General features: G+C 64.1%; 30 protein-coding genes. 23 read left to right on the forward strand and 7 right to left on the reverse strand.

What is annotated here, in order from left to right; translation table 11 throughout:
• Positions 1 to 295: 295 nt before the first annotated feature.
• The gene (cei, locus tag K7711_RS30260; protein WP_222972972.1) at positions 296 to 973 is read left to right on the forward strand and encodes an envelope integrity protein Cei; all 678 of its coding nucleotides are present in this window, start codon (positions 296 to 298) and stop codon (positions 971 to 973) included.
• 245 nt (positions 974 to 1,218) lie between these two features.
• On the opposite strand, the gene K7711_RS30265 is transcribed toward cei, so the two are convergent.
• Positions 1,219 to 2,115, reverse strand: coding sequence for an inositol monophosphatase family protein (locus K7711_RS30265; RefSeq protein ID WP_222973216.1), 897 nt, complete (start codon positions 2,113 to 2,115; stop codon positions 1,219 to 1,221).
• Between the two features lie 141 nt (positions 2,116 to 2,256).
• Here K7711_RS30265 and ppgK point away from each other — a divergent pair, with 141 nt between their 5' ends.
• The 5 genes from ppgK (at position 2,257) to K7711_RS30290 (ending at position 8,281) form a co-directional block, all read left to right on the forward strand.
• On the forward strand, positions 2,257 to 3,015 hold the full coding sequence (ppgK, locus tag K7711_RS30270; RefSeq protein ID WP_222972974.1) for a polyphosphate--glucose phosphotransferase: 759 nt from the start codon (positions 2,257 to 2,259) through the stop codon (positions 3,013 to 3,015).
• A gap of 152 nt (positions 3,016 to 3,167) precedes the next feature.
• Positions 3,168 to 4,535, forward strand: coding sequence for an RNA polymerase sigma factor (locus K7711_RS30275; protein ID WP_222972976.1), 1,368 nt, complete (start codon positions 3,168 to 3,170; stop codon positions 4,533 to 4,535).
• A 174-nt stretch (positions 4,536 to 4,709) separates the two neighbouring features.
• Positions 4,710 to 6,278 (forward strand): Na+/H+ antiporter, encoded by a 1,569-nt coding sequence (locus tag K7711_RS30280; RefSeq protein WP_308015024.1) that lies wholly within the window; start codon positions 4,710 to 4,712, stop codon positions 6,276 to 6,278.
• A gap of 350 nt (positions 6,279 to 6,628) precedes the next feature.
• Positions 6,629 to 7,405, forward strand: coding sequence for an MHYT domain-containing protein (locus tag K7711_RS30285; RefSeq protein ID WP_222972989.1), 777 nt, complete (start codon positions 6,629 to 6,631; stop codon positions 7,403 to 7,405).
• 69 nt (positions 7,406 to 7,474) lie between these two features.
• Positions 7,475 to 8,281, forward strand: coding sequence for a rhomboid-like protein (locus K7711_RS30290; RefSeq protein WP_222972991.1), 807 nt, complete (start codon positions 7,475 to 7,477; stop codon positions 8,279 to 8,281).
• Here the strand turns inward: K7711_RS30290 and K7711_RS30295 are convergent.
• Positions 8,220 to 8,606 carry a DUF952 domain-containing protein gene (locus K7711_RS30295; RefSeq protein WP_222972993.1) on the reverse strand — a complete coding sequence of 129 codons (387 nt, stop codon included), beginning with the start codon at positions 8,604 to 8,606 and terminating at the stop codon, positions 8,220 to 8,222. The two genes, K7711_RS30290 and K7711_RS30295, sit on opposite strands and share 62 nt — an antisense overlap.
• A gap of 355 nt (positions 8,607 to 8,961) precedes the next feature.
• Here K7711_RS30295 and K7711_RS47900 point away from each other — a divergent pair, with 355 nt between their 5' ends.
• Complete coding sequence (locus K7711_RS47900; RefSeq protein ID WP_029903635.1) at positions 8,962 to 9,156, forward strand: DUF7455 domain-containing protein; 195 nt, start codon at positions 8,962 to 8,964, stop codon at positions 9,154 to 9,156.
• A gap of 98 nt (positions 9,157 to 9,254) precedes the next feature.
• Here K7711_RS47900 and K7711_RS30300 read toward each other — a convergent pair whose 3' ends face one another.
• Together K7711_RS30300 and K7711_RS30305 are read right to left on the reverse strand one after the other, a co-directional pair.
• Positions 9,255 to 10,289 (reverse strand): alpha/beta hydrolase, encoded by a 1,035-nt coding sequence (locus K7711_RS30300; protein WP_222972995.1) that lies wholly within the window; start codon positions 10,287 to 10,289, stop codon positions 9,255 to 9,257.
• A gap of 150 nt (positions 10,290 to 10,439) precedes the next feature.
• Positions 10,440 to 11,150: a TetR/AcrR family transcriptional regulator gene (locus tag K7711_RS30305; protein WP_222973218.1), complete on the reverse strand. Its 711-nt coding sequence runs from the start codon at positions 11,148 to 11,150 to the stop codon at positions 10,440 to 10,442.
• A 157-nt stretch (positions 11,151 to 11,307) separates the two neighbouring features.
• Between K7711_RS30305 and K7711_RS30310 the strand changes: the two genes are divergently transcribed.
• The 7 genes from K7711_RS30310 to K7711_RS30335 all read left to right on the forward strand — a co-directional run bounded on the left by K7711_RS30310 (position 11,308) and on the right by K7711_RS30335 (position 15,626).
• On the forward strand, positions 11,308 to 13,050 hold the full coding sequence (locus tag K7711_RS30310) for a DEAD/DEAH box helicase (RefSeq protein ID WP_222972996.1): 1,743 nt from the start codon (positions 11,308 to 11,310) through the stop codon (positions 13,048 to 13,050).
• A gap of 1 nt (position 13,051) precedes the next feature.
• Entirely contained in the window at positions 13,052 to 13,609 is a 558-nt protein-coding gene (locus K7711_RS30315) for a hypothetical protein (protein WP_222973003.1), read from the forward strand.
• A 159-nt stretch (positions 13,610 to 13,768) separates the two neighbouring features.
• Positions 13,769 to 14,164: a hypothetical protein gene (locus K7711_RS30320; protein WP_222973009.1), complete on the forward strand. Its 396-nt coding sequence runs from the start codon at positions 13,769 to 13,771 to the stop codon at positions 14,162 to 14,164.
• Between the two features lie 158 nt (positions 14,165 to 14,322).
• Positions 14,323 to 14,646 (forward strand): WXG100 family type VII secretion target, encoded by a 324-nt coding sequence (locus tag K7711_RS30325; protein WP_222973011.1) that lies wholly within the window; start codon positions 14,323 to 14,325, stop codon positions 14,644 to 14,646.
• A gap of 10 nt (positions 14,647 to 14,656) precedes the next feature.
• Complete coding sequence (locus K7711_RS30330; protein WP_222973013.1) at positions 14,657 to 14,959, forward strand: WXG100 family type VII secretion target; 303 nt, start codon at positions 14,657 to 14,659, stop codon at positions 14,957 to 14,959.
• A gap of 3 nt (positions 14,960 to 14,962) precedes the next feature.
• Positions 14,963 to 15,088: a hypothetical protein gene (locus K7711_RS48575; RefSeq protein ID WP_268929504.1), complete on the forward strand. Its 126-nt coding sequence runs from the start codon at positions 14,963 to 14,965 to the stop codon at positions 15,086 to 15,088.
• Between the two features lie 142 nt (positions 15,089 to 15,230).
• The gene (locus tag K7711_RS30335; RefSeq protein WP_222973015.1) at positions 15,231 to 15,626 is read left to right on the forward strand and encodes a hypothetical protein; all 396 of its coding nucleotides are present in this window, start codon (positions 15,231 to 15,233) and stop codon (positions 15,624 to 15,626) included.
• A gap of 702 nt (positions 15,627 to 16,328) precedes the next feature.
• Here K7711_RS30335 and K7711_RS30340 read toward each other — a convergent pair.
• Positions 16,329 to 17,249, reverse strand: coding sequence for an SAM-dependent methyltransferase (locus tag K7711_RS30340; protein WP_235747982.1), 921 nt, complete (start codon positions 17,247 to 17,249; stop codon positions 16,329 to 16,331).
• A gap of 592 nt (positions 17,250 to 17,841) precedes the next feature.
• On the opposite strand from K7711_RS30340, the gene K7711_RS30345 reads away from it, so the two are divergent.
• The 3 genes from K7711_RS30345 to K7711_RS30355 all read left to right on the forward strand — a co-directional run bounded on the left by K7711_RS30345 (position 17,842) and on the right by K7711_RS30355 (position 20,751).
• A complete protein-coding gene (locus K7711_RS30345) occupies positions 17,842 to 18,195 on the forward strand; it encodes a hypothetical protein (protein ID WP_222973017.1) in 354 nt (117 codons plus the stop codon).
• Between the two features lies 1 nt (position 18,196).
• A complete protein-coding gene (locus K7711_RS30350; protein WP_222973019.1) occupies positions 18,197 to 18,955 on the forward strand; it encodes a hypothetical protein in 759 nt (252 codons plus the stop codon).
• Between the two features lie 1,190 nt (positions 18,956 to 20,145).
• A complete protein-coding gene (locus tag K7711_RS30355; protein WP_222973021.1) occupies positions 20,146 to 20,751 on the forward strand; it encodes an LpqN/LpqT family lipoprotein in 606 nt (201 codons plus the stop codon).
• Positions 20,752 to 20,992: 241 nt separating this feature from the next.
• Here K7711_RS30355 and K7711_RS30360 read toward each other — a convergent pair whose 3' ends face one another.
• Both K7711_RS30360 and K7711_RS30365 read right to left on the reverse strand, forming a co-directional pair.
• A complete protein-coding gene (locus K7711_RS30360; protein ID WP_235748060.1) occupies positions 20,993 to 21,175 on the reverse strand; it encodes a DUF397 domain-containing protein in 183 nt (60 codons plus the stop codon).
• 20 nt (positions 21,176 to 21,195) lie between these two features.
• The gene (locus tag K7711_RS30365; RefSeq protein WP_222973024.1) at positions 21,196 to 22,077 is read right to left on the reverse strand and encodes a helix-turn-helix domain-containing protein; all 882 of its coding nucleotides are present in this window, start codon (positions 22,075 to 22,077) and stop codon (positions 21,196 to 21,198) included.
• A gap of 241 nt (positions 22,078 to 22,318) precedes the next feature.
• Here K7711_RS30365 and K7711_RS30370 point away from each other — a divergent pair, with 241 nt between their 5' ends.
• The 6 genes from K7711_RS30370 to K7711_RS30395 all read left to right on the forward strand — a co-directional run bounded on the left by K7711_RS30370 (position 22,319) and on the right by K7711_RS30395 (position 26,166).
• On the forward strand, positions 22,319 to 22,504 hold the full coding sequence (locus K7711_RS30370; protein WP_222973026.1) for a hypothetical protein: 186 nt from the start codon (positions 22,319 to 22,321) through the stop codon (positions 22,502 to 22,504).
• Positions 22,504 to 22,716: a hypothetical protein gene (locus tag K7711_RS30375; RefSeq protein WP_222973032.1), complete on the forward strand. Its 213-nt coding sequence runs from the start codon at positions 22,504 to 22,506 to the stop codon at positions 22,714 to 22,716. The genes K7711_RS30370 and K7711_RS30375 overlap by 1 nt, the downstream gene beginning before the upstream one ends.
• Before the next feature lie 142 nt (positions 22,717 to 22,858).
• A complete protein-coding gene (locus K7711_RS30380) occupies positions 22,859 to 23,416 on the forward strand; it encodes a DUF3558 domain-containing protein (RefSeq protein WP_222973034.1) in 558 nt (185 codons plus the stop codon).
• A gap of 491 nt (positions 23,417 to 23,907) precedes the next feature.
• Positions 23,908 to 24,411 (forward strand): DUF3558 domain-containing protein, encoded by a 504-nt coding sequence (locus tag K7711_RS30385; RefSeq protein WP_235748061.1) that lies wholly within the window; start codon positions 23,908 to 23,910, stop codon positions 24,409 to 24,411.
• Positions 24,412 to 24,450: 39 nt separating this feature from the next.
• Positions 24,451 to 24,972, forward strand: coding sequence for a hypothetical protein (locus K7711_RS30390; protein ID WP_222973043.1), 522 nt, complete (start codon positions 24,451 to 24,453; stop codon positions 24,970 to 24,972).
• Between the two features lie 6 nt (positions 24,973 to 24,978).
• Entirely contained in the window at positions 24,979 to 26,166 is a 1,188-nt protein-coding gene (locus K7711_RS30395) for a WXG100 family type VII secretion target (protein WP_222973045.1), read from the forward strand.
• The last annotated feature ends 28 nt before the right edge of the window (positions 26,167 to 26,194 follow it).

Here is a 26,194-nt window from a genome sequence, read left to right on the forward strand (position 1 = left end):
GCTCGGTAAACGCAGGACATGCCCTGGTTGTTCCCGATAACGCACACCTGATTCACCTCGGTCGATTCGTATCAGGCCGCCAGACAATAGCGGACGTACGGCCAAAAGTCGCAATCAAAACACTCGTGAGTCGAAACTGAGGGGCAATCGACACGTCACACGGGGACCGACACGATTCGGTGTCCACTCCTGACACGCCCCGTGACCGACACGAGACCCGATCTTTACGTCCGAGGCGTCCGAGGCTCCGAGGCCAAATACTCGGTTGTGCCCAACCAACTCGTATGGTGTGCATGTGGTTTCACTGATCACCGAAGGCAGCCCGATCGACAAGAAGGGGCGTCCGTTCCTGAGACGGCGCTATCAGCCGTGGGTCGCGATGGTTGCGATCCTGGCGCTGATCTGCGCAATCATCTGGATCAAGGCGCTGACGACCGAGGACCACAGCCATACCGCCATGGTCTGCAACTCGCCGTCGCCGGCCACCGACCCGAAGTCGGCCCAACCGATGGGGCTGGGCGAACGGGTCTCGCCCTCGCGCCTGCACGATGTGGAACCGGCAGCGCTGGCACAGTCCAAGGTGCGTGTCTACAACGCCTCGGGTGAACGCGGCCTCGCCGAACACATCGCCACGAGCCTGCGCGACTACGGCTTCGCCAGCCCGCCCCCGCCGCAGTACTCCAACGATCCGGTCTACGTCAACGGCGACCTGAACTGCACCGGCCAGATCCGCTTCGGCGTCAGCGGCCGCCCCGCCGCCGCGGCGGTGCAACTCGTCGCCCCCTGCGCGGAACTGATCGAGGACCAGCGCAAGGACGACACCGTCGACCTGGCCCTGGGCTCCGTGTTCGGCAACGACCTGCAGCCCAGCGACAACGCCGAGGAAGTGCTCAAGGCCCTCAAGGCCCCGGCCCCGGGCAACCCCGCAGTCGACTCCGGCCTCCTGGACGCCGCCCGCACCGCCAACTGCTGAGCTGTGTCTTTGGCCTCCGCTTCGCTCCGGCGGGTTTGCGGCGCCCTTGGGCTCACCGCCCGGCCCCGTGTCGGGCACTCGTTCCTCGCACCCGCCACGCGTCCGGGCGGCAAGCCGCGCCGCAAACCAGGTGTCGGCGTTGTCCGGGGTCGGCGGAATCAGGTGTGTGCGGTCTACTCCCGTTGACTTGGGCGAGCCAGGAGTATGGCGTTCGCGCTGGACTCCACAGCGAGCGATGAGTTGGGTTACGGGACGGGTTTCGCGACGCCGAGGTCGTCGAAGAGTTCCAGGAGTTCATCGGCTATGCCGGGGGCTGCCGCGACGACGAGTTCACCGGTTTTCGCGACCGTTCCGGCCGCGGGCAGGCGCAGGCGGGCGCCCGCTTCCGCGGCGATCAGCGCGCCCGCGGCCCAGTCCCAGGTGTTGAGGCCGTGCTCGTAGTGGGCGTCGACCAGACCGGCCGCGACCATGCACAGGTCCAGGGCCGCCGAGCCGATCCGCCGGATATCGCGCACCCGGGGTAGCACTTCGGCGATGAGCTGGCCCTGCCGGGCGCGACGTTCGGCGCTGTACCCGAAGCCGGTCGCCAGCAGCGCCATCGAGATCGTGTCGACCTCGGTGCAGCGCAGTGCGGTGACCACTCCGTCCGGGCCGATCCGCTCGGCTCCCGCGCCCAGGCCCGCGCTGTACACCTGATCCCCGGCCACGTCGGCGACCGCGCCGGCCAGCGACCGGCCGTCCCACATGGCGGCGACGGACACCGAGTAGGCCGGGATGCCGTACATGAAGTTCACGGTGCCGTCGATCGGGTCGACGACCCAGACGATCTGCGACCCGTCGCCGACGCTGCCGCCGCCCTCCTCGCCGTACACGCGCTCACCGGGGCGCAGCTCGGCGAGCAGGGTGCGGATCAGCTCCTCGGTCTCGGTGTCCACGACGGTGACCGGGTCGGTCGGGGTGCTCTTGGACTGCACGGCGTCGGCGCGCAACGCGCCCGCCGCGCCGCGGACCTGGGTCCGCCGCAGCCGTACGTGCGCTGCTGCGGTTTGCGCGAGATGTACTGCGACACTGCGCAATTCGGCAATCTGTTCGGGGGTCGGGGCAGGGGCGGCAGAGATGGTCGATTCCGGCACGACCTCCATCGCATCACAGATGTCCCGCACCGCGCATTAGGCTTGTCATGCACGACACAGATCGTCCGTCGCGCACTCCACCGCACATCGGCGTGTATCGTGCCGCGCGCACTTGTTTCGGCCCGGCATCACAGGAACGAGGAGTCGTCAATGTCCACTCGGGGACAAGCATTCGGGATAGACATCGGAGGGAGCGGCGTCAAGGGAGCGGTGGTGGATCTGACCACCGGAGACCTCGCACACGAGCGCATCAAGATCGCCACGCCGCATCCGGCCACACCGAACGCCATCGCCGAGACGGTCTCCGAACTGGTGACCAAGGCCGACTGGGACGGCCCGGTCGGCATCACCCTGCCCAGCGTGATGGTCAACGGCATCGCCCGCACCGCCGCCAACATCGATTCCAGCTGGGTTGACACCGACGCTCGCCAACTGTTCTCGCTGGCGCTGGGCGGGCGCGAGGTGGTGGTGCTCAACGACGCGGACGCCGCCGGGATGGCCGAGGACCAGTACGGCGCGGCCAAGAACATCGACGGTCTGGTCATGCTACTGACCTTCGGCACCGGCATCGGTTCGGCGTTGATGTACCGCGGCACGCTGATGCCGAACACGGAATTCGGACACATCGATATCGGCGGCAAGGAGGCCGAGCACCGGGCCGCCTCCTCGGTCAAGGAACGAAAGAATCTGTCCTACAAGCAATGGGCAGCGCAGGTGACCAAGGTGCTGGTGACGCTGGAAAATCTGCTCTGGCCTGATGTGTTCGTGGCGGGCGGCGGCATCAGCCGTGACGCCGAGCATTGGATCCCGTTGCTGGGCAATCGAACTCCGGTGGTGGCCGCGCACCTGCGCAACACCGCGGGCATCGTGGGGGCCGCAATGGCCGTCGATGCCGGTATCGCGCCGTAAGCACATCGTTCGGATAGTTACAATGGAACGCATGCCCGGCGGTGAGCCGGAAACCGACCCCGGCACGAGAGCCGGGATACCCGACAGAACCGCTCCGCCGGAATGACCACTCTGGCGTGACGCCGCACGAACACAGTCACGAAAGGGCGTACGTGGTAGCCACGAATACCCGACAGACCGCCGAATCGGCCGACGAGGCCGACTCCGCAGACAACACCGCCGCACGGCCGGTCCGAAAGGCTGCCGCGAAGAAGGCTCCGGCCAAGAAGGCCGTAGCCAAGAAGGCGCCGGCCAAGAAGGTAGGTGCCAAGGCTGCGGCCAAGAAGGCGCCTGCCAAGAAGGGCACGACCAAGAAGGCCGGGCCCGACGGCGAGGGCGAGGAGAACCCGGACGAAGAGGGCATCGACCTCGAGGATCTGGGCGATCTGGAAGTCTCCGAGGACGACCTCACCGAAGAGGAGGTCGTCGAGGAGGCCGCCGAGGAAGAGGAGGCCGAGGCCGACGAGCCCACCGCGGCCGACAAGGCCTCCGGCGACTTCGTCTGGGACGAGGAGGAGTCCGAGGCGCTACGCCAGGCCCGCAAGGACGCCGAGCTCACCGCCTCTGCCGACTCGGTCCGCGCCTACCTCAAGCAGATCGGCAAGGTCGCGCTGCTCAACGCGGAGGAGGAGGTCGAGCTCGCCAAACGCATCGAGGCCGGGCTCTACGCCACCGAGAAGTTCCGCGAGCTGTCCGAGAAGGGCGACAAGCTGCCGGTCACCACGCGCCGCGATCTGAACTGGATCATGCGCGACGGCAACCGCGCCAAGAACCACCTGCTCGAGGCCAACCTGCGTCTGGTCGTCTCGCTGGCCAAGCGCTACACCGGTCGCGGCATGGCGTTCCTGGACCTGATCCAGGAGGGCAACCTGGGTCTGATCCGCGCGGTGGAGAAGTTCGACTACACCAAGGGCTACAAGTTCTCCACGTATGCCACCTGGTGGATCCGTCAGGCGATCACCCGCGCGATGGCCGACCAGGCCCGCACCATTCGTATTCCGGTGCACATGGTCGAGGTCATCAACAAGCTGGGCCGTATCCAGCGCGAGCTGCTGCAGGACCTGGGCCGCGAGCCCACGCCCGAGGAGCTGGCCAAGGAAATGGACATCACCCCGGAGAAGGTCCTCGAGATCCAGCAGTACGCCCGCGAGCCCATCTCGCTGGATCAGACCATCGGCGACGAGGGCGATTCCCAGCTCGGTGACTTCATCGAGGATTCCGAGGCGGTCGTCGCGGTCGACGCGGTGAGCTTCACGCTGCTGCAGGATCAGTTGCAGTCGGTGCTCGAGACGCTGTCCGAGCGCGAGGCGGGCGTGGTCCGGTTGCGCTTCGGCCTCACCGACGGCCAGCCGCGCACCCTCGACGAGATCGGTCAGGTGTACGGGGTCACCCGTGAGCGCATCCGGCAGATCGAGTCGAAGACGATGAGCAAGCTGCGTCATCCGAGCCGGTCCCAGGTGCTGCGGGACTACCTGGACTAGGACATCCGAACGACGGGCGCGCCGCCGGGAAGACCCGGCGGCGCGCCCGTATTCGTACACATCACCAATTCGATTGTCACGCAACATCTTCGGTGACAATTTCGCGGACTCCCCGCCGACATGCCTTCGCCGACAACACAAATGCTGGCAAACTGGTCAATTGTGGAGCAGTTGGTGTTGGTTTTCGTTCTGGCGTTCGCGACAATTCTGGCTCAACCATTGGGCCGCAAGACAGGTCTCGCACCGGCTGTGCTGATGACCGTCTTCGGTCTGGTGCTGGCCATCATTCCGCAGGTTCCGAATGTGACGCTGTCGCCGGAGTTGATCCTGCCGCTGGTGCTCCCGCCGCTGTTGTACGCCTCGGCCCGGCGCACGTCCTGGCAGCAGTTCGCCGGTAATGCGAGCCCGATTCTGCTGCGCGCCGTCGGGCTCGTCGTCGCGACGGCCGCGGCCGTGGCCGCGGTGTTCCACCTCTGGTATCCGTCGATTCCGGTGGCCGCTGCGCTGGCACTGGGCGCGGTGGTGGCGCCACCGGATCCGGTCGCGGTGAGCGCGCTGGCCGACCGGCTCGGCCTGCCCCGCCGTCTGATGTCGGTGCTCGAAGGTGAGGGCCTGTTCAACGACGTCACCGCGATCGTGCTCTACAACGTCGCCATCCAGGCCGTGGCGACCGGCAAGATCTCCACGCTGCACACGATTCTGGAATTCGTGATCTCCGCGGTGGTCGCGATCGTGGTCGGGTTGGTACTGGGCTGGGTGGGCAGCCGGATCATGCGCCGGCTCTCGGAGGCTCCCTGGCAGGTGGCGCTGGGTCTGCTGCTGCCGTTCGCCGCCTACGGCCTGAGCGAGGCCGCACACGGTTCCGCGGTGCTGTCGGTTCTGGTGTGCGCGCTGTATCTGACCGATGCCGCAACGGATTTCAGCGACAGCGACTACCGCATCGTCGGCGATTCGTTCTGGGACGTCATCGATATGCTGGTGACCGGATTCGCCTTCGGGCTGATCGGTCTCGAACTGAGTTCGGTCCTGGCAGCCACCGGGCCCGAATGGTCCAAGATGCTGGCCGGGGCGGGCATCGTCATCGCGGTCGTGGTCGGACTGCGGCTGGTGTGGCTGATGATCAGCACCCTCATCGTGCGAGGCGTGTTCCACAGCAGCACCACCGACGAACCGCACACCTGGCGCGAGACGGTGGTGACGTGGTGGGCCGGTATGCGCGGGGTGGCGACGGTCGCGCTGGCCCTGGCCGTCCCGTTGACCACCGACTCCGGTGCGCAGTTCCCCGGACGTTCGGAAATCCTGTTCACCGCGTTCGCGGTCGTGCTGTTCACCCTGCTGCTGCAGGGCACGACCCTGCCGTCGGTGGTGCGCGTGAGTCACGTCCAGGCGGATACCGAGATCGAGCGCGCCCTCGAACGCGGGCTGTGGGTGCGGATCCTGCGGGCCGAGCTGACCCGGCTGGACGAACTGGTCGACAACGAGCAACTGCCGCCCGCGGTCTCCCAGCGCCTGCGCGAGGGCTTCGAACGTCGTCTGGCGACCGCGGATCCGGCGACGGCGGGCGATGTGAAGGATGCCGACAAACCACTGCGGTTCTCCAATACGATCCGCGCGATCAGCAACGAGGTGCTCGAGGCGGGACGTTCCGAGGCGATGACCGCCCGGCGCGAGCCAGGTATGCCGCCGGAGCTGGTGGACCGCATGATGCGCCGACTCGACCTGCGACCGCCGCCGTTCCTGTAGTATCGCCCGCCCCGGGATGCGGCGCACCCGATCCGCGGGCGATCGTACCGAATGGTGATATCGCTTGTGCGACTGGATGTTCCACACGAGTCGTCCGATACCGGTCTGCGGTCGCCCGAGGTTCGCCCGGTCGGCGAGCCGCGGCGTTCCAGTGCCATTGACGTACTCGCGACACGCCGACCGATCGCGCGGTCACCGCGACCTGGTATGGACCTGGGCCGTTCGGTTTCCACATCCCAGCAATTTACCGGAAGTTTCTAGTTTAAATTTGCTACCAGCGAGTATGCGGCTACTGTTCGGTGATGTCGCCGCCGATCGATGAGGCGATGACTGGCTAGCAAGGAGTCGGCATGCCCGCTATCGACCAATTCACCTATGGGTGGCTCACACCCGGTCTCGCCTATCTACTCTCCGTCATCGGGTCGTTGCTGGCGTTGCGGTGCATGACCCGCGCACGCATCAGCCCGCAGCCCCGCGGCTGGATCATCACCGCGGCCGTCGCACTGGGCGGCACGGGCATCTGGGTCATGCATTTCGTTGCGATGCTCGGCTTTTCGATCCACGGCGCGACCATCCGGTACAACATCCCCATCACGCTGCTGAGCGCGGCGCTCGCGATCGCCGTGGTGTGGATCGGGCTCTGGGTCGTGGTCCGACGACAGGGTGAGCCCGCCTCGCTGCTGACCGGCGGCACGGCCACCGGACTGGGCGTGGCCGCGATGCACTACGCGGGCATGTACGCGATGAAGTCCGATGCCGCAATGGAATACGACCCCTGGATGGTGCTGCTCTCGATCGCCATCGCGATCCTCGCCTCGACCGCGGCACTGTGGTTCGCCCTGCACGTGCAGGGCGTCCTGGCCGCCATCGGCGCCGCGATGATCATGGGTATCGCGGTCTGCGGAATGCACTACACCGGCATGTACGCCATGCACACCCACCTGTCGGACCAGATGCACATGCCTTCGGGCGCAACGGCCCAGGCACTGCTCACCCCCCTGATCATCGGCGTGAGCATGGTGACGATCCTGCTGTTCCTGCAAGTGGGCATCACCGATCCCGACGAGCCCGACCTCTCGCGCGTGCAGGGCCAGCACGCGAGCCGCTACTGGCCCAGCCGGGACTGACCGATCCGCTGCCCGATTTCGAGGGCGCGTCGCCGCGCGGGCACTCCCCGGGCGCGCAAGGATGATCCTGTGCCCGCCTCCCCGCTGATCCACTACCGGTCCCCCTGGACCCGGACCGTCGATGTCGGTGCGGTCCGCGGGGCACTGCGCGGCTGGTGGCACTCCCCCGGGCGGACCCTGCGGGCGCTACGCGCGGCCCGCCACCATCTCGGCGCCGCACCGGCCTCCTGCGCCTATGCGTTCACGCTGTTCGTCACCTGGTGGACCCTGCGCGGGATCAGCGACGTCGCCGGGCACCGGTTGATCCTGTCGCTGTCCACGAATCTGGTCAATATGCGCCGCGAGCCGGTTCAGGTGCTGGTCGCCTCGGCGTTCTGGACCGAGGGCGGCTTTCCGTGGGGGACGATGCTGGGCTTCCTCGTCGTGATGGCCTACGCCGAACGCTGGCTGGGCACGGTGCGCTGGGTCCTGGTGTTCGCCTCCGGTCACGTCGGCGCGACGTTGATCGTGGTCACCGGCATCTCCTATGCGGTGCAGCATCATCTGATTCCGCTGAAGGTGGTGCACGCCGCGGATGTCGGTACCTCGTACGGCTTTTCGGCGGTGCTCGCCGCGTTGGCCTTCCATCTGCCCGGTCTCGCGCGGATCGTGTGGGCGGTCTGTCTGCTGGGCTGGTACGCACTGGGCGTGTGGCGTGGTCGCACCTTCACCGACTACGGCCATCTGACCGCGATTCTGATCGGATTCGCGGCCGGCGGAATCGCATTGCTGATCTCTCGGCGACTGGAACGACTGGGCCGGCGACGCCGCGCGGCTACTCCCGAGGGTCCGACAGCGCCGGATAGCTCCCGTCCGGACCAGGCCGATACTCGGTGACCGACACCACCGCCCGCATCGGCAGCGGGCCGTACAGGTGCGGGAAGCGCATCGATTCCGGATCCGTCGGCACGCCCGGCTCCCAGGCCACGGGGGCGTCGAGCAACTCCGGATCGAGCCATAGCAGAACGACATCGTCACGGCCGCCGAACAATCGGTTGGCCGGGAGGTGAACCTGCTGTGGCGCGGAGAGGTGGATGAAGCCCTCGGCGTCGAGCGAGTCCGTACGCCGGATCCCGTCGGCCCGCGCGCGGTCCCACTCCTCGCGGGTGCACATGTGAACAAGCCTGCGCGCGTGCGGGATTGAGGCTTCGGTGGCGTTCATGCCCCGACCCTAGCCGATTCGCCACACCCTCTGGCCTCGAAGTTTGCCGCATCCCGAGTGTGAGTGTCGGTGCCCCGGGGTAATCTCCGAAATAGACAACTGGATCGGCAAGTTCTCGACAACCGAAAAGAAGCTGAGACCGTATCCGACGGGTACGTTCGCCCACAGCGAAACACCTGGTCATGTTACGGAAAACACAGTGAAACATCTTCGGGAACAAAGCCCCCGTCCCAAACGTCTGACAGAGTAGTCAATACCACTGCTGGGAAGTAGCGGCAGCGAGCTCGCGGAGGAGACCGCGGGCCCCACACCTAGGCGAACGGTCTTCTGCACCGGGAGCCAGGACGGAGGAGTCATGCCAGGAACCCTGACTAGCACCCCACTGACTGCGGTCGACCGATGCGACCGCTGCGGGGCAGCTGCACGTGTACGTGCAGTCCTTCCCGCCGGTGGTGAGTTGCTCTTCTGCCAGCATCACGCCAACGAGCACATGGATCGCCTGCGCGAGCTCGAGGCCGTGATCGATACGGAGTCGGCACCGGCGCTGTAACCATCAGCTCCTCTCGTCCGCTCGACAACTGAATCTTCCGAAGTACGCATACGGGCGGCCCCTTCCGGGGCCGCCCGTTTCTCGTTCTCGAACCGGATCTATACGCCCAGCCCCTTGGCCAGAACCGGCCAGGACCGGATGAAGTTCTCCTGCCAGTAACCCCACGAGTGCGTGCCCGAGGGCTGGAAGTTGAAGGTCGCCGGGATGTGCAGCTGCGCGAGCCTGGTGGCGAGGTTGTGTGTGCAGTAGTCCACACCCGCTTCGATGACGCCGCCGATGATCAGCTGATTGGCCAGCCCGCCCGGACCGGGCAGCGTGTACGGGCCGTCCAGCGTGTCGTACGGACCGGGCAGGCCGTTGCCGGAGGAGACGTACAGGTTCAGTCCGCGCAGCTGTGCGGCGTGCAGATAGGGGTCGTTGGCCGCCCATTCGGGCGATCCGTCCGGGCCCCACATGTTGTCCGTATTGCCCCCGCCCCACACGTCGACGGTCAGCTTGACGTACCGCGAACCGATCGGATCGCTGGTCTGGGCGCATCCGCTGTACGCGGCAGCCGCGCGATACAGGCCCGGTTTCGCGATCGGCAGCGCCAGCACCGTCGTCCCGGAGGTGGACAGTCCGGCGATGGCATTGATGCCGTTGGTGCCCAGGGCCGCGTTGATGATCGGCGGTAGTTCCTCGGTGAAGAACGTCCGCCACTTGTTGCGGCCCAGCGTCGGATCGTCCTTGATCCAGTCGGTGTAGTAGCTCCACCTGCCGCCGATCACCTGGATCACGTTGACGTTCTTGTCGGCCATGAATCCGGAGACGATATCGGTGTTGTGATCCCAGGTCGCGGTGTCCTCGCCACCGCCCGCGCCGTTGAGCAGATACAACGTCGGGCGCGGGACCGAGGCGTCGGCGGGGCGGTGCACGTCCACCGGGAACGCCTTGCCCATCGCCGCCGAGTACACCATGAGCCGCAGGTCGCGTTTGCCGACCAGGTTCGCCGACTGCACCCGGGAACCGTCGGGCGCGGACCGGTCGCCCAGCAGCGAACCGGAGGTCATGATCGGATCGGCATGCGCAGTGGTGGCATCGGTGTCGATGCCGACAGCGGCGAGGACGATCGTGGCCGCTGCGATCGCCGCCATCCGTGTGCCGCGACGTATCCGACGAGATTTCAACTCCGCGCCTTTCCTGTCGAGCTGGCTGGCTACCAGCGAGCCACCGTATCGGAAATCAGGATGCAATCCGTCGCGGCTCGCAGACAGGTAATTCGAATATTTGCAGCCGAGGAGCCGCTATCTCGGGTGGTTCTCGATACCGTCCAGCAACCTGGCGAGACCGTAGTCGAACGCACCGTCGGGATCGCCGGGAGCCTGATACGCCTGTCCGGCCGCGGCGCCCACCCGGCTCGACAGCGGATAGTCCGCCTCGGGCATGACCTGCGTCAGCAGCGGCCCGTGCACCTCCCACCACTGCGCATCGCTCATCTCCCGCGCGCTGCGCGCCGCGGCGACGGCCATGCGGGCGTTCCCGGTGGCGAATTCGGACAGCACCGCGATGACGCGATCCATTTCCAGATCCTCGAATCCGGCGCCGTCGAGCGCGGCGAGCTGGCGTTCGAAGCGGCGGATCCGGCCCGGCCCGAGCACCTGACGCCACGGCGGCACCTCCAGCAGCCAGGAATGGGCCAGAAGTTCGGCCCGCACTCCTCGCGCTATCGCCGCCATGCGGCCGCGCACCGGCAGGGCCGCATCGATGGGCGCGTCCTCGGCGGCGACCGCGTCGACCATGAGCACGATCAGCGCCTCCTTACCGGGCACGTAGGTGTAGAGGCTCATCGGGCGCACGCCCAGTTCGGCGGCGACCGTGCGGATCGACACCCGGTCGTAGCCGTCGCGATCGGCGATCGCGATGCCGGCGCGCACGACCGCATCCACGGACAGGCCCTGTCGGGGACCGCGCGCTCGTGCCGGGGGCGGCAGGGCGTCGCGCCACAGCAGGCTCATCAGGCGAGTGGCCTGGTCGAGGGCCGATTCTTCGGTCACGGCGCAGCTCCTGGAATTTCGGTACGCTGTACGGCGTTACTCTACACCGTACGCTGTACGCCGATAAGGGAGGCTCGCCCTGCCCACCACGCACGCCACCTATCTGCCCGATCGGCACATGTTCGCCCTGTGGACCTGGACCGGACGCCGACCCGGCCCCGCACCCACCGGAGCGGGCGAGCCGGACCGGGTCGCGCTGGCGATCCCGTCGACCACGGGCGATATCGCCGTCGCGCAGGTCGACTGCATGCTGGTCGAACCGGATCACCTCACCGTGGCGCGGCGAACTTCGTCCGTGCGCGCCTGGCGAGCGGCGCTGGACGGCCGCGCGGATCCGAGCACGCTGCCACCGGCCGCACACGCGGTGCCGAATGCCACCGGGACCGGGATCATCTCGGCCGACCGGGCACTGCGCGCGCTCACCGGCACGCTGGCGGTCGGCGCGGAACTCGAGACGACGTTGCGCGCGCGTCTGCGGCCCTATCAGGCTCGCGGTATCGCCTGGCTGCGGGAGACCACGGCGACGCACGGCGGCGCGGTGCTCGCCGACGAGATGGGTCTGGGAAAGACCGTGCAGGCCATCGGATTTCTCCTCGGGCGGGCGGCGGACGGGCCGCAACTGGTGCTGTGCCCGACCTCGCTGGTGAGCAACTGGGTGCACGAGATCGAGCGTTTCGCGCCGAGTCTGCGACCGGTCACCTGGCGCGGGGGCGCATTACCCTCGCCCGCAGCGAATCTCGTCGTCATCGCGGGCTATCCGACGTTGCGCGGGCATGCCGGGCGGCTGTCCGGCACCGCATGGGCGACAGCGGTATTCGACGAAGCTCAAGTATTGAAGAATCCGCGCACGCAGGTCGCGAAGGCGGCACGCTCGCTCGACGCGCAGGTGCGAGTCGCGTTGACGGGAACGCCGGTGGAGAACCATCTCGACGAGTTGTGGGCGCTGCTCAATCTCGTTGTGCCCCGGGCATTCACGCATCGAGCGCAGTTCCGGCGCCGGTTCGTTCGGCCCATCCACGAAGGCTCGGCCGACGCGGCGCTACGACTGCGGGACACTCTCGAACCGATCGTGCTGACTCGCAAGAAGTCTCAGGTGGCCGCCGCGCTGCCGCCGAAGATCCACTGCGATCTGATCTGCGATCTGACCGACGAGCAGGGGCGACTGTACGACGAGCTGCTCGACCGCGCGGAGGCCGACGGGTTCGGCAGTGGAGTCCAGCGGCATTCGCGCGTGCTCGCGGTGCTCACCGCGCTCGGTCAGCTGTGCAACCACCCCGGCCTGATCTCCGGCGATCTGGACGAATTGTCCGGGCGTTCGGGAAAATTCGACGTCTGCGCCGACATCCTGGCCAACAATGTCGAACTGGGCGATCCGACACTCGTGTTCACCCGGTTCCGGCGCACCGGCGAACTGCTGGTGCGGCACTGCGCCGAACGTCTCGGCGTCACCGCGCCGTTCTTCCACGGCGGCCTGAGCATCGATGAACGCACCCGGATCGTCACACGGTTCCAATCGCCCGACGGCCCGCCGGTGCTGATCCTGAGCCTGCGCGCGGCGGGCACCGGCCTGACGCTCACCCGCGCGGCCGACGTGATCCACTACGACCGCTGGTGGAATCCCGCCGTCGAGGCGCAGGCGTCGGATCGCGCGCACCGCATCGGGCAGACCCGCACGGTCACCGTCACCACCCTGACCACCGGGACGACCGTCGAGGAACATATCGCGAGCATGCACGACCGCAAATCCGCACTGGCCGACCTCACCACCGACGCCGATTCCGACACCAGTGCGGTCGCCGCACTGGCTCGCCTGGACGACGACCGCCTGCTCACCATCCTGCGCCGTAAGCGAGGCAATTGACATGCCCGACAACGAATTCGGCTACACCGCCTGGGGCATGGACTGGGTCCGCCTGGCCGAACCCCTGCGCACCACCCGCCCCGATTCCCTCCTCCCCCGCGCCCGCAGCATCGCCCGCAGCGGCGGCGTGCACACCGAAATCGACGGCACGGCAGTACGAGCGAGCATCCACCGCGGCTCCCAAGCCTCGATCACCTACCTGGAACTCGCCCCGCTGTCCCCGGAGACGATTACGGCCATAACCACCAGAATCCCCACGGACACGGTAGAACTGGGCGACGACACCCACGCAACCCTGCGCACCGCCGGAATCACCGTGGCTCCGACTCTCCATCTGACCGACTGCTCCTGCACAGCCCGCACTCCACGCTGCCTGCATCTGCTGGCAACTTGCTACACGTTGGCCCGCCAGGTCGATGAAAACCCTTGGCTGGCACTGGATCTCCAGGGTTATCACAATTCGACGGCCGACCGATCACCCACAGCCGACACCTCGGTGCCACGCTGGACCCCCATCACATCCCTCGACCCCGCAACATTCTTCGGCGCCGCAACGTGATGTTCTCCCGATTTCGTGGCGGGGTCACTGGGACACTGGGCTTCGACCCATGGGCCGGATCAGCGGCCCAAGCTCCGCGCCCGGAAATCCCTTTCACGTTCGCGGACCCGTGGTTACAGTCAGCGGCCAGGAAGCGCCGGCAGAGTAAGGGGCAGCTTGATGGGAAGTCCGTCTGGCAACAAGTTCAGCTCGTTCGTGTCGATGGTGGTGCTGGCAGCACTCGGTGCGTTGCTCATCTTCGGGGGCGTGAAATCGATCGGCGCGGGAATGCCCGAGGATGCCGCCTTGCCGGCCTGCCCCGGGGTGATGGAGCCGCAGGATCGTTGTCTTCTGATCAAGTACGACAAGGACTTCCTCGGGCACTACCGAACGACCACCGAAACCATGACGCCCGATGAGAACAAGAATTTTCACTCGCACGGGCCGCTCGTCGGCTATCTGTTCTTGGGTGGCGTGATGATCCTCTTGGGCGGCGCACTTGTTCTCGCCGGGCTTGTCGGCCTGAGAGGGCCCGCCCGCGGTGAGCGCGGCGGTGCACAGCACCCACGCGAGTAGCGAAGGCGGACCGCGTACCGGGATACCTGCGGAACAGGCCAGCGGATCGCGCAGATATCGGCATCTACCAGAAGCTTCACAGGATTCTGCCGTGTGGCGCCGCTCGGATCGGCATGGGTTACCGTGAGGTCGGCGTCGAGGGAGGGAGGTTCGTATACATGGCAGACGCAACGTCGTTCACGATGGTTCCCGAGACGGTGCGCTCGGCAGGTACCTACGTCCAGCAGACCGCCGAAGCCCTGGTCTCGGGTGTTCACAACGCCGACAAAGAGGTTCAGGGCCTGACCGCCACCTGGAAAGGCGCGGCGGCCGACGCGTACGTCGAAGGCTGGGAGGAGGCCCGCAAGGCAGCCCTCGAAGTCCTGGACGCCCTGCACACCATGGCAGATCTGCTCGGCGTCACCGCCGCCAGCATCACCGACCAGGACACCACCCGCGCGGCAGCCACCACTCAACGCGTCTCGTCCCTCGACCTGCCGTGAGGAGCACACCATGAGCGACCCCGACCGCGGATACAGCGTCGACCTGGACCACCTCGACGCGGTAACCGCCCGCATCGCGGGCCTACACGGCTTCATCACCGATTCCCTGTCGGGTCTGGACTCGAGAATCACTGCCACACACCAGGATTGGACCGGCGCTGCAGCCGAAAAGCACGCCGAGGCCCACCGCGAGTGGATGAAAGCGGCCACCGAGGCCCGTGACGGCATCGAGGCCATGCGCGCCGCCGCCAAGACCGCGCACACCTCGTACACCGACGCCATCGCCGCCAACCGAAAAACCCTCGGAATCTGACGCGTGACCACGATCGACGTCCAGCCATCCATCTACTACACCGCCGCCGCGGCCCTGCACACCTCGGCGGTGAACCTGTACAACGCGTTCAACAACCGCGGCGACGCGCTCGATCAGTATGACCAGTAAAACCGAGCGTGATGTCAGTAAGTGGCAAATGCCCCAAGAGGTTCAATTCATGGATCACACCAAATTCATGGTCGATAAAAAATATTGGGATCCCGAATTGAAGCGAACAATCATCTATATGGACGAAATGTAGGAGGTAGCCGTGCCGAAGGATTTCGGTGGAAAGATCTTTTACACCAGAGAAGAATATGAGGAGGAGTTCGGGGAGAAACTGCCGCCGCCGCTGACCGAAGCGCAGCAAGAGGCAAAGATGGCCGCATGGGATCAATGGGCCGCGTCCGCGCCCTCGTACGAGGGACCACAGCCCGAACCGGGCCGCAAATCCGCCTACCGCGACGACCTGATCGGTACCGAATTCGAGGGTTGGACCCGCGACCCGGCCACCAACACCTGGACCGACGCCCACGGCCGCCCCGCCTACGACGCGAACGGCCAGCGGATCCACTACTCCGAAGGTGCGGATACCCCGACATCGCCCGCGCCCGAAGAACCGGAGACCGACACAGACGACGGCGATGGCATCACCTTCCACATTTGATGCGCGACTGGAGGTTCCGAGCGGTCGGCGCAGATCCGCCGAGAAGGCACGCCGATTCTGATTAAAAGGAGCGGGCTACCGAGGCTAGATTGTCACGGGTGCATCCGAGAGGCATCTCGTGTCTCCGTGGTATGCCGGACACGCGACAGCCCTCATTGACACTGTCCTCATAGTGGCCCGGACCGTGCACGATGCCATCCATGACCTGGATTGGCTTGGCGCGGCATAGAATTCGGAGATAAGCGTCGCTTCGCAAGCTACGTCATCGCTGCCGGTGGGCGCCGGTGACGGCTGGACCGTCACTGACGTTGAGCACTGGAATTCAGAAGAAGGACAACAACTCTCACGCATCGGTGGTTCGCTGTCCGCGCTACGAGGAATCGAGGCCGATCGCAAGGACGCCTCCCGGACAGCATCGCCCAGCAACCCTGCATTTTTGGGCACCGGACATACTCAGGAAGGTCAGCCTCGACGATCGTGGTTCACCCGTCGGAGGCAGCCGAATCAGGTTGGGGAACTGCGGCAAGACCAGTATCGCGCGAGCATTCAACCCAGACAGTCGGCAGCGAAGGTGGTTGGACTGCTGGCGGAATGTTGCTGGGCCGCATAAGCATCCGACGTTTCGGAAAGCGTCGACGGCGGAGCTCCGAGGTTCGGGAATGCGGTAGGGCTTGTCGTTGGAGGAGACGGTGCCGCGCTGTGCTAACCGCCAGCGGATTTGCGGGCCGTCACGAATTGGCCCCCGTGCGCCGGGAACATGGTTTCCTCCTCGAACTGCACGCCGTATCGGTCCGCTACATCGTCGACGTGGTCGACGGTTACCGCCCAGCCGTGCTCACGTAGCCAGGTGTCGACGAGGAAGTCCTCTTCCTCGTCCGGCCAGAGTTGCGTGATGTCGAAGCCGATTCGTTCCACCATGCGGTTCCTGCGTTCGATGAAATCCGGGTCGCGGCGCAGGCTCGCCAGATCGGCGACGTACTCCAGTTCGATGGTGCTGCCTGCGACGGTGAGTTCGTCGACCGTGCGGAGCAGTTGCTCCTTCGCCGCGTTGGGCAGGAAAGGTAGTAGTCCCTCGGCCAGCCATGCCGAAGGGCGGGTCGGATCGAAACCTGCCGCTCGCAGGGGTCTCGTCCACTCTTCTCGCAAATCCACCGCTACCAGTCGGCGATCTGCTCGGGGGCGCGCACCCTGCTCACCGAGGACACGGTCCTTGAATTCCAGCACCTTCGGTGCGTCCAGCTCGTAGACCGTGGTTCCCGCGGGCCAGTTCAGGCGGAACGCGCGGGCGTCCAACCCTGCGGCGAGCAGAACCATCTGCGACACCCCGGCCGATGCGGTTCCGAAGTACTCGTCGAAATACCGCGATCGAACTCCCATGTAGCGGGCCATCGTCGACCAGGGAACGTCGGGATCCTCCTCGGTCCCGTCCGACCGAGTCGGCAATTCGATCGGCGCGTCGGCCGCTCGCACGAATGCCTCCGCATACGGGTCGGACACCAATCCACCCTCACGATTGGTCTCCATCGCCCGCCCCGCCGCGACCGCGAGCGCAGTGAATCCCACGCCCGTGACGATGTCCCACTGCGCCGACATACCTCCCGCGAACTCGCTCGCGCTCGTCATGTGTAGCCAATTTACTCGCCCTAGTGGCCATGCGGCAATTTCTCGGCTACTCAACTGGTGAGTAGCGCAGGTTGATCGGCGAGTCCAGTTCGCAGGCCACCTGCGGTCGCGGGCGGTCGTCCGACACTCGGCCTGCATGCAGCCGAAGCACTGTCGTCGACCAGATTGTGCCCACTTGCGCTTGATACTTGGCGGGCCGACGATCCCACCAGTTCTCGCTGCCTCCCCCTAGTGGCAGCCTACCACGGCCTCGTCGCCAGATCGGCGGAAACCTATGGCTCACAATGGATCTCGGCAGCTTAAAGCCCCGCCACCGAGTGATCACCGACACCGCTACACCCCGGCGGACCCCGTCACCTCTCCTGGCCTCACAACGTTCTTCGGCGTTATTGCGTAACACGCGGAACAATCTGCGTTGTCGCACGAAGGTCGAACGCAGCCGAATTCCAGCACGACATTTGGATTCCAAACCGTTGCACAGCAGCAGTCGTGGAACGGCAGTGTCTACCAGAAACTCACAGAAATCACTGCACGACGCCATACAGATCGGCATGGGTTACCGTAGAGGCGACCTTGAGGGAGGGGGATTCAGATGTCATTGGATGTGAATCCGGACAGCCTACGCCAGGCCGCCGCCGCGATGGCGCTGTTGCCGCAGGAGATCGACAAGGCGGCGATGCCGAAGACCGACGCGGTGGCGAATGCGCTGAAGGGGTCCGCAGTTGGCGGGGCGCTCGATGGCCTCGAGACGGCGACCAAGACAGCGAAGGCTGTCCTAGAGGCCAGGTTCAACGAGTTTTCCGGGCTGTTGGCATTGTCCGCGGACCAGTACAAGGATTCCGATCTAGCGACCGCGAAGAGGCTGTCCCAGGTGACGGACCTGTACCAGGGCAACGACCCGAACAATCCGGTCGCCGCCCTGCCGGTCTACAAGACCGGCAAGTAGCATGACCCTTCCGTCGCAACTCACGCCCACCCCATCCGAAGTACTCAAATGGGATCTCTCGGGTCTCCCAGGCCTGGCCACCGACGCCACCGCCCTCGGCGACACCATCCTCAAAGCTGCCCAAACCATGCACGACGCCATCTACGACTTGAATTGGTCCGGCGCGGCCAAGAATTCGGCAGACGGCCGGGCCGATCGCGAACTGGCCACGATGCGGGCCCTCACATCGGCCTATGACCTACTGGCGGACTACTGCACCAAGGCGCACAACGAGATGGAACCGACTCTCACCGATATCAAGACCATCTTCACCCACTACGCCGTCTCACCGGTCACCATTCACGACGACTGGAGCATCACTGGGGTCACAGATTGGAATTCCGAAGCAGGACAGCAGCTCTCACGCATCGCTGACCTATGGTCCACGCTTCACTACGCAGACCTGCTGTGGGGCATGAGGCTCGATCATGCTCACTTCCTGATCGCCACCGTCGGCTCGGACAATGCTCTGAAGAACGAGGTTTCGGAGATCAAGAAGATCAAGTCCGACGATCCCAACGCTATCCCGGACAGCATCGCCACCAATCCGACGTCCTTTTGGGCACCAGATATACCGGGGACAACGGCTTCATCGATTGTCGGCACAATGGCCGAGGGCACCAGAATTGGGTTGGAGAAATCTGGTAATGCCAGTGGGGATGCGAGTATCCTCAAATGGGCACCGTGCCGTCTATCGCAGATGATATCCATGGCGGAATGAATCCTACTGAGGCGATAGTCAGCGAGGGCGGAGGCACAGCCGGCGGGATGCTTCTCGGCGGCATACTGGGAGGCGCAACGAGCGGCGCCCTGGAAGGCGGTGCTATCGGTAGCGTGGTTCCAGGGATCGGAAACGTGACTGGGTTTGTTGTTGGGGCAGGCGTTGGCGCCTTGTCATCGTACGGCATATCGAAAGGAATTCAGTGGCTGTGGAAATAGCGGACTCCGACGGCCCCGAACCGGCAGAATTGCCTGCGGTCACCTGGACTCCCGTATGGCCGGATCGCCCACTTTCCACGACCGGAATCGCTATTCGCTCGACTATTTCTACGGTCCTGCTAGCAGTAACCGCTGTAGTCATTGCCATCGCTGTATCGGAATGCCTGAAGGGCTACCCTCTCACCGCACTCGGAATAGTCGGCATTGCCGCCGTTCCCGCAGCATTATGCATCTTTTTGATCGATGACGTAATGCCATTCGTCAGCAGAATCTCACATACCGCCAGAACCTATGCCAGCCACGCCCATGGGACGGGCGTCAAGCTTATCGCTCGAAGAACTAGCCCGTCTATCCATCTGGCTGTCGCGGGAGTTGCCACCTACGGCATCGCGGGATGGCTGGACTGGCGTTCGAACGGATCGAACAACGGCTTATTGCGTCCAGGAACAGTCCAACGGGCGCAATGTTTGCACTCATCATCGGACTCCTGCTACTTGCCACACTGGCATTCATGCTAATCGTGTCACACTGGAAGTTCTCAGTGTACATCTACATTGATGGAATCGTCAGGGTAACCTCTCTTCCTTTTAGCCTGGGGAACAGTGTATTCATTGCGTGGGAAGACATCAGAAACATCGCGCCGGGCGAGTTCCGTCCATCAGAACAATCACGCCGATTGCCAACAATAGACCTGCATCTCAATACTTCCCGCCCTCCGGTCCATCCACGTCTCGATACACCGGACCATGTCGCACTTCCCATCTATGCCTTGGCATGCGAGTCCAACACTCTGCTGTCCAGAATCCAGTTTCTGTCCACGAATCCCGCATCGCGACCAACTATCACCCGACCCGATGCACCTCTCTGGTTCAAACCGCCGCCATTATCAGAGCGACGGCAGCTATCGACAAAATCCCAGGAGGGGAGTTCCGCAGAGTGACTACACCGTCGAATCCTCAGATGTTACCTACGGTGGCCGAATATCTCGCGGCTGTCGCGGTGCGAACTACGCCTGCATATCAGTCGACAGCTGGTGCGCCGGTCGTGACTGTCGAACCTGCGCCCGGATGGCGTGCGGTGGCCGAAGAGCTGATCCCGACCGCCTATGCAGTATGGGCGCTGCCGCCAGAAGAGGACAGTAAGTGGGCGAAGGCTGGCTGGGCCGATAATTCGGTGCTTCTGGTGAGTCAGTTGTCCAAGGGGGTAGATTCTGCGGCGGTCATGCGATGTGCATTCACCGATTCTCGGCGGATGCCGGAGTGGTATGAGCTCGGTAGCGATATCGGGGATTATGAGGGGTGGCCTTCGGCGCAAATCACCGGGGCATATTCAGTTGCAGGGCTCACCTTTTGGTCGTGCACGCGCTACGTGCTCGTCGAATACGACGCTGGACCGTTCCTTCTGCAGCTGACCGTTACTACACGGGTCGATGCAAGCCGGGACGGATCGGCCATCGCCGGATCATTGTCCATTCAAGCACGTGCTGAGGAACCGAAGCCGGGCACGCAGACATCGTCCGCACTCGTGGAGCCGGACACCGACGCGAACGAGAGCGGCGGCATTTCCTTCCATATTTGATCCGCGGGCCTGGACGATCTGCGCCCTCTGACTCTGAGACCAATCCTCAGGGGTCGGCTCGCATCGAGAATGCGAAGGTGCAGATAGCTGCGGCACGGTGTGTCCGGATTGAACAGGGCGGACAAGGTCTGTACGGCGGTGGGAGATCGAGAGACGTTCCGGTTGCTCGATCGGGGTCGGGCAACCGGAACGCAATGTGTTGAGCCTCAAGGGTTCGCGGTGTCAGGTCTCCCCTGTGCCGTCAGGGTAGGTCGAAGTGGCCGGAGTGGAGGGCGGTTGTGAACGCGTCCCAGGCTGTGGGGGTGAAGACCAAGGCTGGGCCGGTGGGGTTCGTGGAGTCGCGGACGCCGACCATGTCGTCGGTGAGGTGGGCTACCTCGACACAAGTGTCCTGGCTTGCCGACCTGCTGCTTTTGAACCACATCGCGCCACTTGGATCTACAGTCACGGCAGATACTCCCTTGCTGCCTTCATAAGCAGGTCCCTGCTCTTGTTTTCATCCAATGCTACGCGTTCGATCTGCTTCACTGCGTGCCGATACTGGTCAATTTCAGACTCTTGGTCCAGGTAGAGCGCACCGGTGTAGCCCTGCACGTACACCACTGGCGGTTCCGCCAGTCGGGAGGTGAGGTGAGATGGAAACTCCATCAGCACAAAGGAACCGGTGAGCAAGCCCAGATGGCTGCCTACCCGGTACGGCACAACCCGGATCGAAATATTCGGCGCCCAACCGACATTCACCAGATGTTCGAGCTGCTCCTGCATCACCCCATGACCGCCGACCTGGTGATGCAAGACCGATTCGCTGAGAAGCACCCGAAACTCGAACGCATCCACCTCGCCCTCGAGTCGAGCCACCCGATGGCGGTGTAGCTCGAGCATCGGCTCCAAGGCGCTCGACGGATGGTTGGGGAACTCCATCCAGGCGACGGCACGCCGATAGGCAGGCGTCTGCAAGAGACCCGGAACCAACGTCATCTGAAAGCTGGTCATCCGCTCAGCGATCTCCTCGAATCCGATGAATAGATCGAAATGGGCCGGGATGAGATCCGCAAGGTTGCTGTGCCACCACCCCGGCTTCTTCGTCTCAGCTACCAGGCCGACAAGCGCATCAGCGAGATCTTCTGGTGCGGAGTACATCTCACACAGAACCTTGATGTACAGCTCTTTCAACTTCGGCCCCTGCTGCCCGGACTCCATCCGCCACAGGGTCTGCGGCGACACCTCGATCGCCTCGGCGGCGGCCACCGCCGATACTCCGGACTGCTCACGCAGCTTCTTCAGTTCACGGCCCAACATCCGCCGTGGCACGGCCGATCCGGTCATTACCTAGCCTCACTCCCCTTCGACTCGGATTTTGGAATGGTTTCAAAGCGTCATTTTGGAAGCGGCACAGTGTTTTCCGGGATTCGCGCCCCGAGAGCTTCCGCCGCGTTCTCCGGCAGCGTACTACTGATCTCGACCCGGCGGCCAGGATGTTCCGCAACTCGAATTCTCTTGCACTCGAGTTCATTTGGCCTTGGCCGCCGGGCATTCCAATCTGCCCAAAACCAATTCGGAGTATTCCATGTACGACATTCCAGTAACCGACCACAGCCGATTGCCCATCATGACGATCGACTACGCCCACCTCATCATGCAGAGACATCTGGAATGCCCGGCCACGATCTGCCAGGTCAAAGCTCAAGCCAAACAACGCCTGATCGAAGCGGGCCGACTCATCCCCGCCGACGTCCCCCACCTCGGATTCTGATGTCCGACAACCCCGTATTCCACGACCACCCCGGCCACGCCCTGCCTGCACACCAGATGCACACCGTCATCAACAGCAGCATCCACGCCGACTGCACCTTCGAAACCTGCGCCATGATCCGCACCTGCTGGACCACCCTGATCAACCTCGGCCATCCCCACCCTTCCGACACCCCCGAACAGTGTCCGATCTGCTCGGAAACCCCCATCTGATGTCACCGCGAACCATATGCACCACACTGCGATTGACCAGTGGCGGACCGCAATGTGCACAGTGAGAACAAGTTTCACGAGGGAGCAGGGTGCCGGTACGGCCGCGGAGCAAGGTCCGTGCACCGATGGAGCAAGGAACTACATGATCAGGCGAGGTGCCATCTCGAACGTACTGGCCGTCGGAGCCGCCGTGCTCATTCTCCCCGGATGCTCGTCTTCGGGCGGGTCCACATCGGACAGCAGCACCGCCACAACGACGTCCGTACAGGTGCCGACAGGATTCGATCCGTGCAATGCCATACCGCAGAGCATCCTCGATTCGGAGAACCTACAAGGAAAACAGCCCGACGACTTCCAAGCCGACGCAGGCAAGATCCTCTGGCGGGGATGCGTGTGGGCCGACCCCGACGGATATGCCGTCTCCATCCGGACCACGAACATCACCGTCGACCTGACGCGGCAGAAGCACTTCCCCGGCACTCGAGAATTCTCGATAAACGGACGCAGAGCCATCTCCAGCCAGCAGCAGGAGTATCACACGAGCGAGGATTGCACGGTCAATGTCGAAATGAAGGGCGGCACCTTGGAATTCGACCTCACCAACCCGGCATCCGCACCGAAGACAGGAAAGACCGACACCTGCCAACTAGCTCGACGGCTAGCAGAAAAAGTCGTTCCGAGTATGCCCACTTCAGCATAGGCATAGATCTGAAGAATCTGCCCTACAAGCATAGCCAGCATCGGACAAGGTTCTGCTGTGAACCCCAGGTGGGCGCCCGCGTCCCAGAAGGTCACCGCCGCAGTCGATCTCATCGATCCGGATACTCGTTGCCGGGCCCCGACAGGCCGCCGCAGCAGCCTCGAAGACAAGAGACATCGAGCCACCCGTCCTGCGCTCGCCGCCCACGAACGCCTGTTGCCGGACAACCGGGTCTACAACGACGAGAAGTGCATCGGCGCTGCTGCGATCAGATGCTGGCGCGCTCGTCCGGCGGACGTGGTCATGGGCCGAATCACCGCAGCACCGATTGCCCGCCACAGACGCGAACGGGTACGGTAGGCGCAAGTTTCACCAGGGGGCAGGGTGCCGGTCCGGCCCCGGAGCAATGTCCGTGCACCGGTGGCGAAAGGACCTTCATGATCAGGCGAGGTGTTGTCTCGGCCGTGCTGGCCACTGGGGCCGCCGTTCTCATGCTTGCTGGATGCTCGCCGTCGGGCGGATCCACGTCGAGCAGCAGCTCCCCCACAACGACGGCAGTGAAGGTGCCGACCGGTTTCGATCCATGCAATGACATCCCTCAGAACATCCTGGATTCGGAAGGGCTACAGGGGAAACAGCCCGACGACTTCCAGGCTGATGCCGGAAAGACCTTATGGCGGGGCTGCCAGTGGGTCGAACTGGATGGGTATGCAGCCACGATTCAGACCACGAATCTTTCCGTCGACGCGACACGCGACAAGCACTTTACCAACACCCAAGAATTCACCATAAATGGACGACGAGCGATCTCCACTCAGCAGCAGGCAGATCACACGAGCGAAGACTGCACGATTAATGTCGAAATGAAAGGCGGCAGTCTCCAGTTCGACCTGAATAACCCTGCAAGCAGGTCGAAAACAGGAACTACGGATACTTGTCAGCTGGCCCGCGGGTTGGCAGAGAAAGTCGTGCCGAGCATGCCCGCTTCAGCATGAGCGTGGAACTATCGAACTGCACCGGGAGGGGTGGGACTCATGGCAGATAATCAGGATCCAGCAACGCAACGACCGCTGACCAACCTCATCAATGACGCGAAATCCGGAAGCCTGAGCATTAGCATGGATCTGGATAAGTTCGTCTACATAGATCGCGATTGCAACACTTTCAAGCTTCAAATCCAGAGAATTCAGCAGCTCATGCGAGAGGTTTCGAGGCAAACACATTGGGGGCTGGGAGAGGATTACGCAGCAAAAGGAGACAAAGATTTAGTCTCGGCTAAGACGATGGTTTCGCGCTGGAAATCCAAGTCTGAAGGCGCAAAAGATGGTAACAGCGCTTACGACATTCTTGACTCACATTACAAGACGATCGACGATTTCCAAACTCTGTTCCGCACGATCCGGGAACAGATGACTGCTCATGACCAGGAGCAGGCTGCGAAATACAAGCAACTCGAAGCCAGCCTGCCGCAGCAGGCTCCCGCACCGCAGCGTCTGTCGACTATCACCCAGGCGCTACCAGGTGCTATGCCTCAACTCTTCCAAAACGTGCGGTGAGCTGACATGACAGCACAGAACGAGCTTCCTCAAATCCCCAATAAAGGGGAGAACGTCCTCGCCTGGAGTCGCCAGGACATCCAGGATGCCTTCGAGCACCTGGACACCTCGGACGCCCAGGCGCAGGCGCTGAAGTACGCCACAGCTGCCAGCGACTGGGATCAGGGTCTCGAGACCTTCAAACGCTCGGTCGGTGCATCCATCTCCGAGGCGTGGGAGGGCGCGTCCGCGGAGGCCGCCAAGAAGGCGATCACCGAATACACCACCGACGCAGCGAATCTCACCGATCTGCTGTCCGGCATCGGCAAGGACATCAGTGCCGCCGCGAATGCCGTGGTCCAGACGAAGAGTGGGATCAAGCCCGCGGCAGAGCACTCGTGGACGACGAATATCCCGTACTTCGGCCGTGCGCAGGCTCGTAGCGAGGAACACACTCGCACGCAGAACGAGGCCGATACGCGCGATGCGATGCTGCAGCACTACGTCACCGAATTCCGTAGGACGGACAGCTCGGTCCCGGTGCTTCCGGCGAGTTTGAATCCGACCAAGAAGGACGACAGCGCGCCGAAGGTCACCGGCCCGGGGACCACCAACCCCACGACGAGCTCCGGACCCAACAGTACGGATTCGAGCGACAAGAATTCGAACGACAAGAACAGCAAGGATTCCACCGACTCGTCGGACCAGTCGAAGGATCAGAACCAGTCGACGAATCCGAGCAGCAATACCGATGGTTCGTCCCAGTCGAACGACAAGAACGACTCGACGTCCACGAGCCCGTCCTCGACCGACAGCAGCGCCACGACTCCCAGCAGTGTGTCGCCCAGCTCCTACAACGCCAGCGGCACAGGCGGTTACGGCGGAGCCGGTGGTGACACCGACGGTACGTCCGGGGGTGGTGCGGGCCGCAGCGTGCCGGGTACGAGTAGCCCGAACGCGAGTCAGACCGCTGCTGCCGCCGCGAGTACCCGCGCGGGCGCCTCGACATCCGGTCTCGGCGGAATGGGCGGAATGGGCGGCGCCGGTAAGGGCAAGGGCGAGCAGGACGAGGATCGCACGCACACCACGCCCGATTATCTGATCAACGCGGAGAATGCCGAGGAACTCATCGGCGAACTCACCCGCACGATTCCCGGCGGAGTCATCGGCGGCGATTTCGACGGCAACAAGACTTCGCAGCCGCCTCCGGCGTAGCGGATCGAACCCGCATGGGGACAACAGG

The sequence above is a fragment of the Nocardia coffeae genome (assembly GCF_019890715.1).
GTDB lineage: Bacteria > Actinomycetota > Actinomycetes > Mycobacteriales > Mycobacteriaceae > Nocardia > Nocardia jiangxiensis.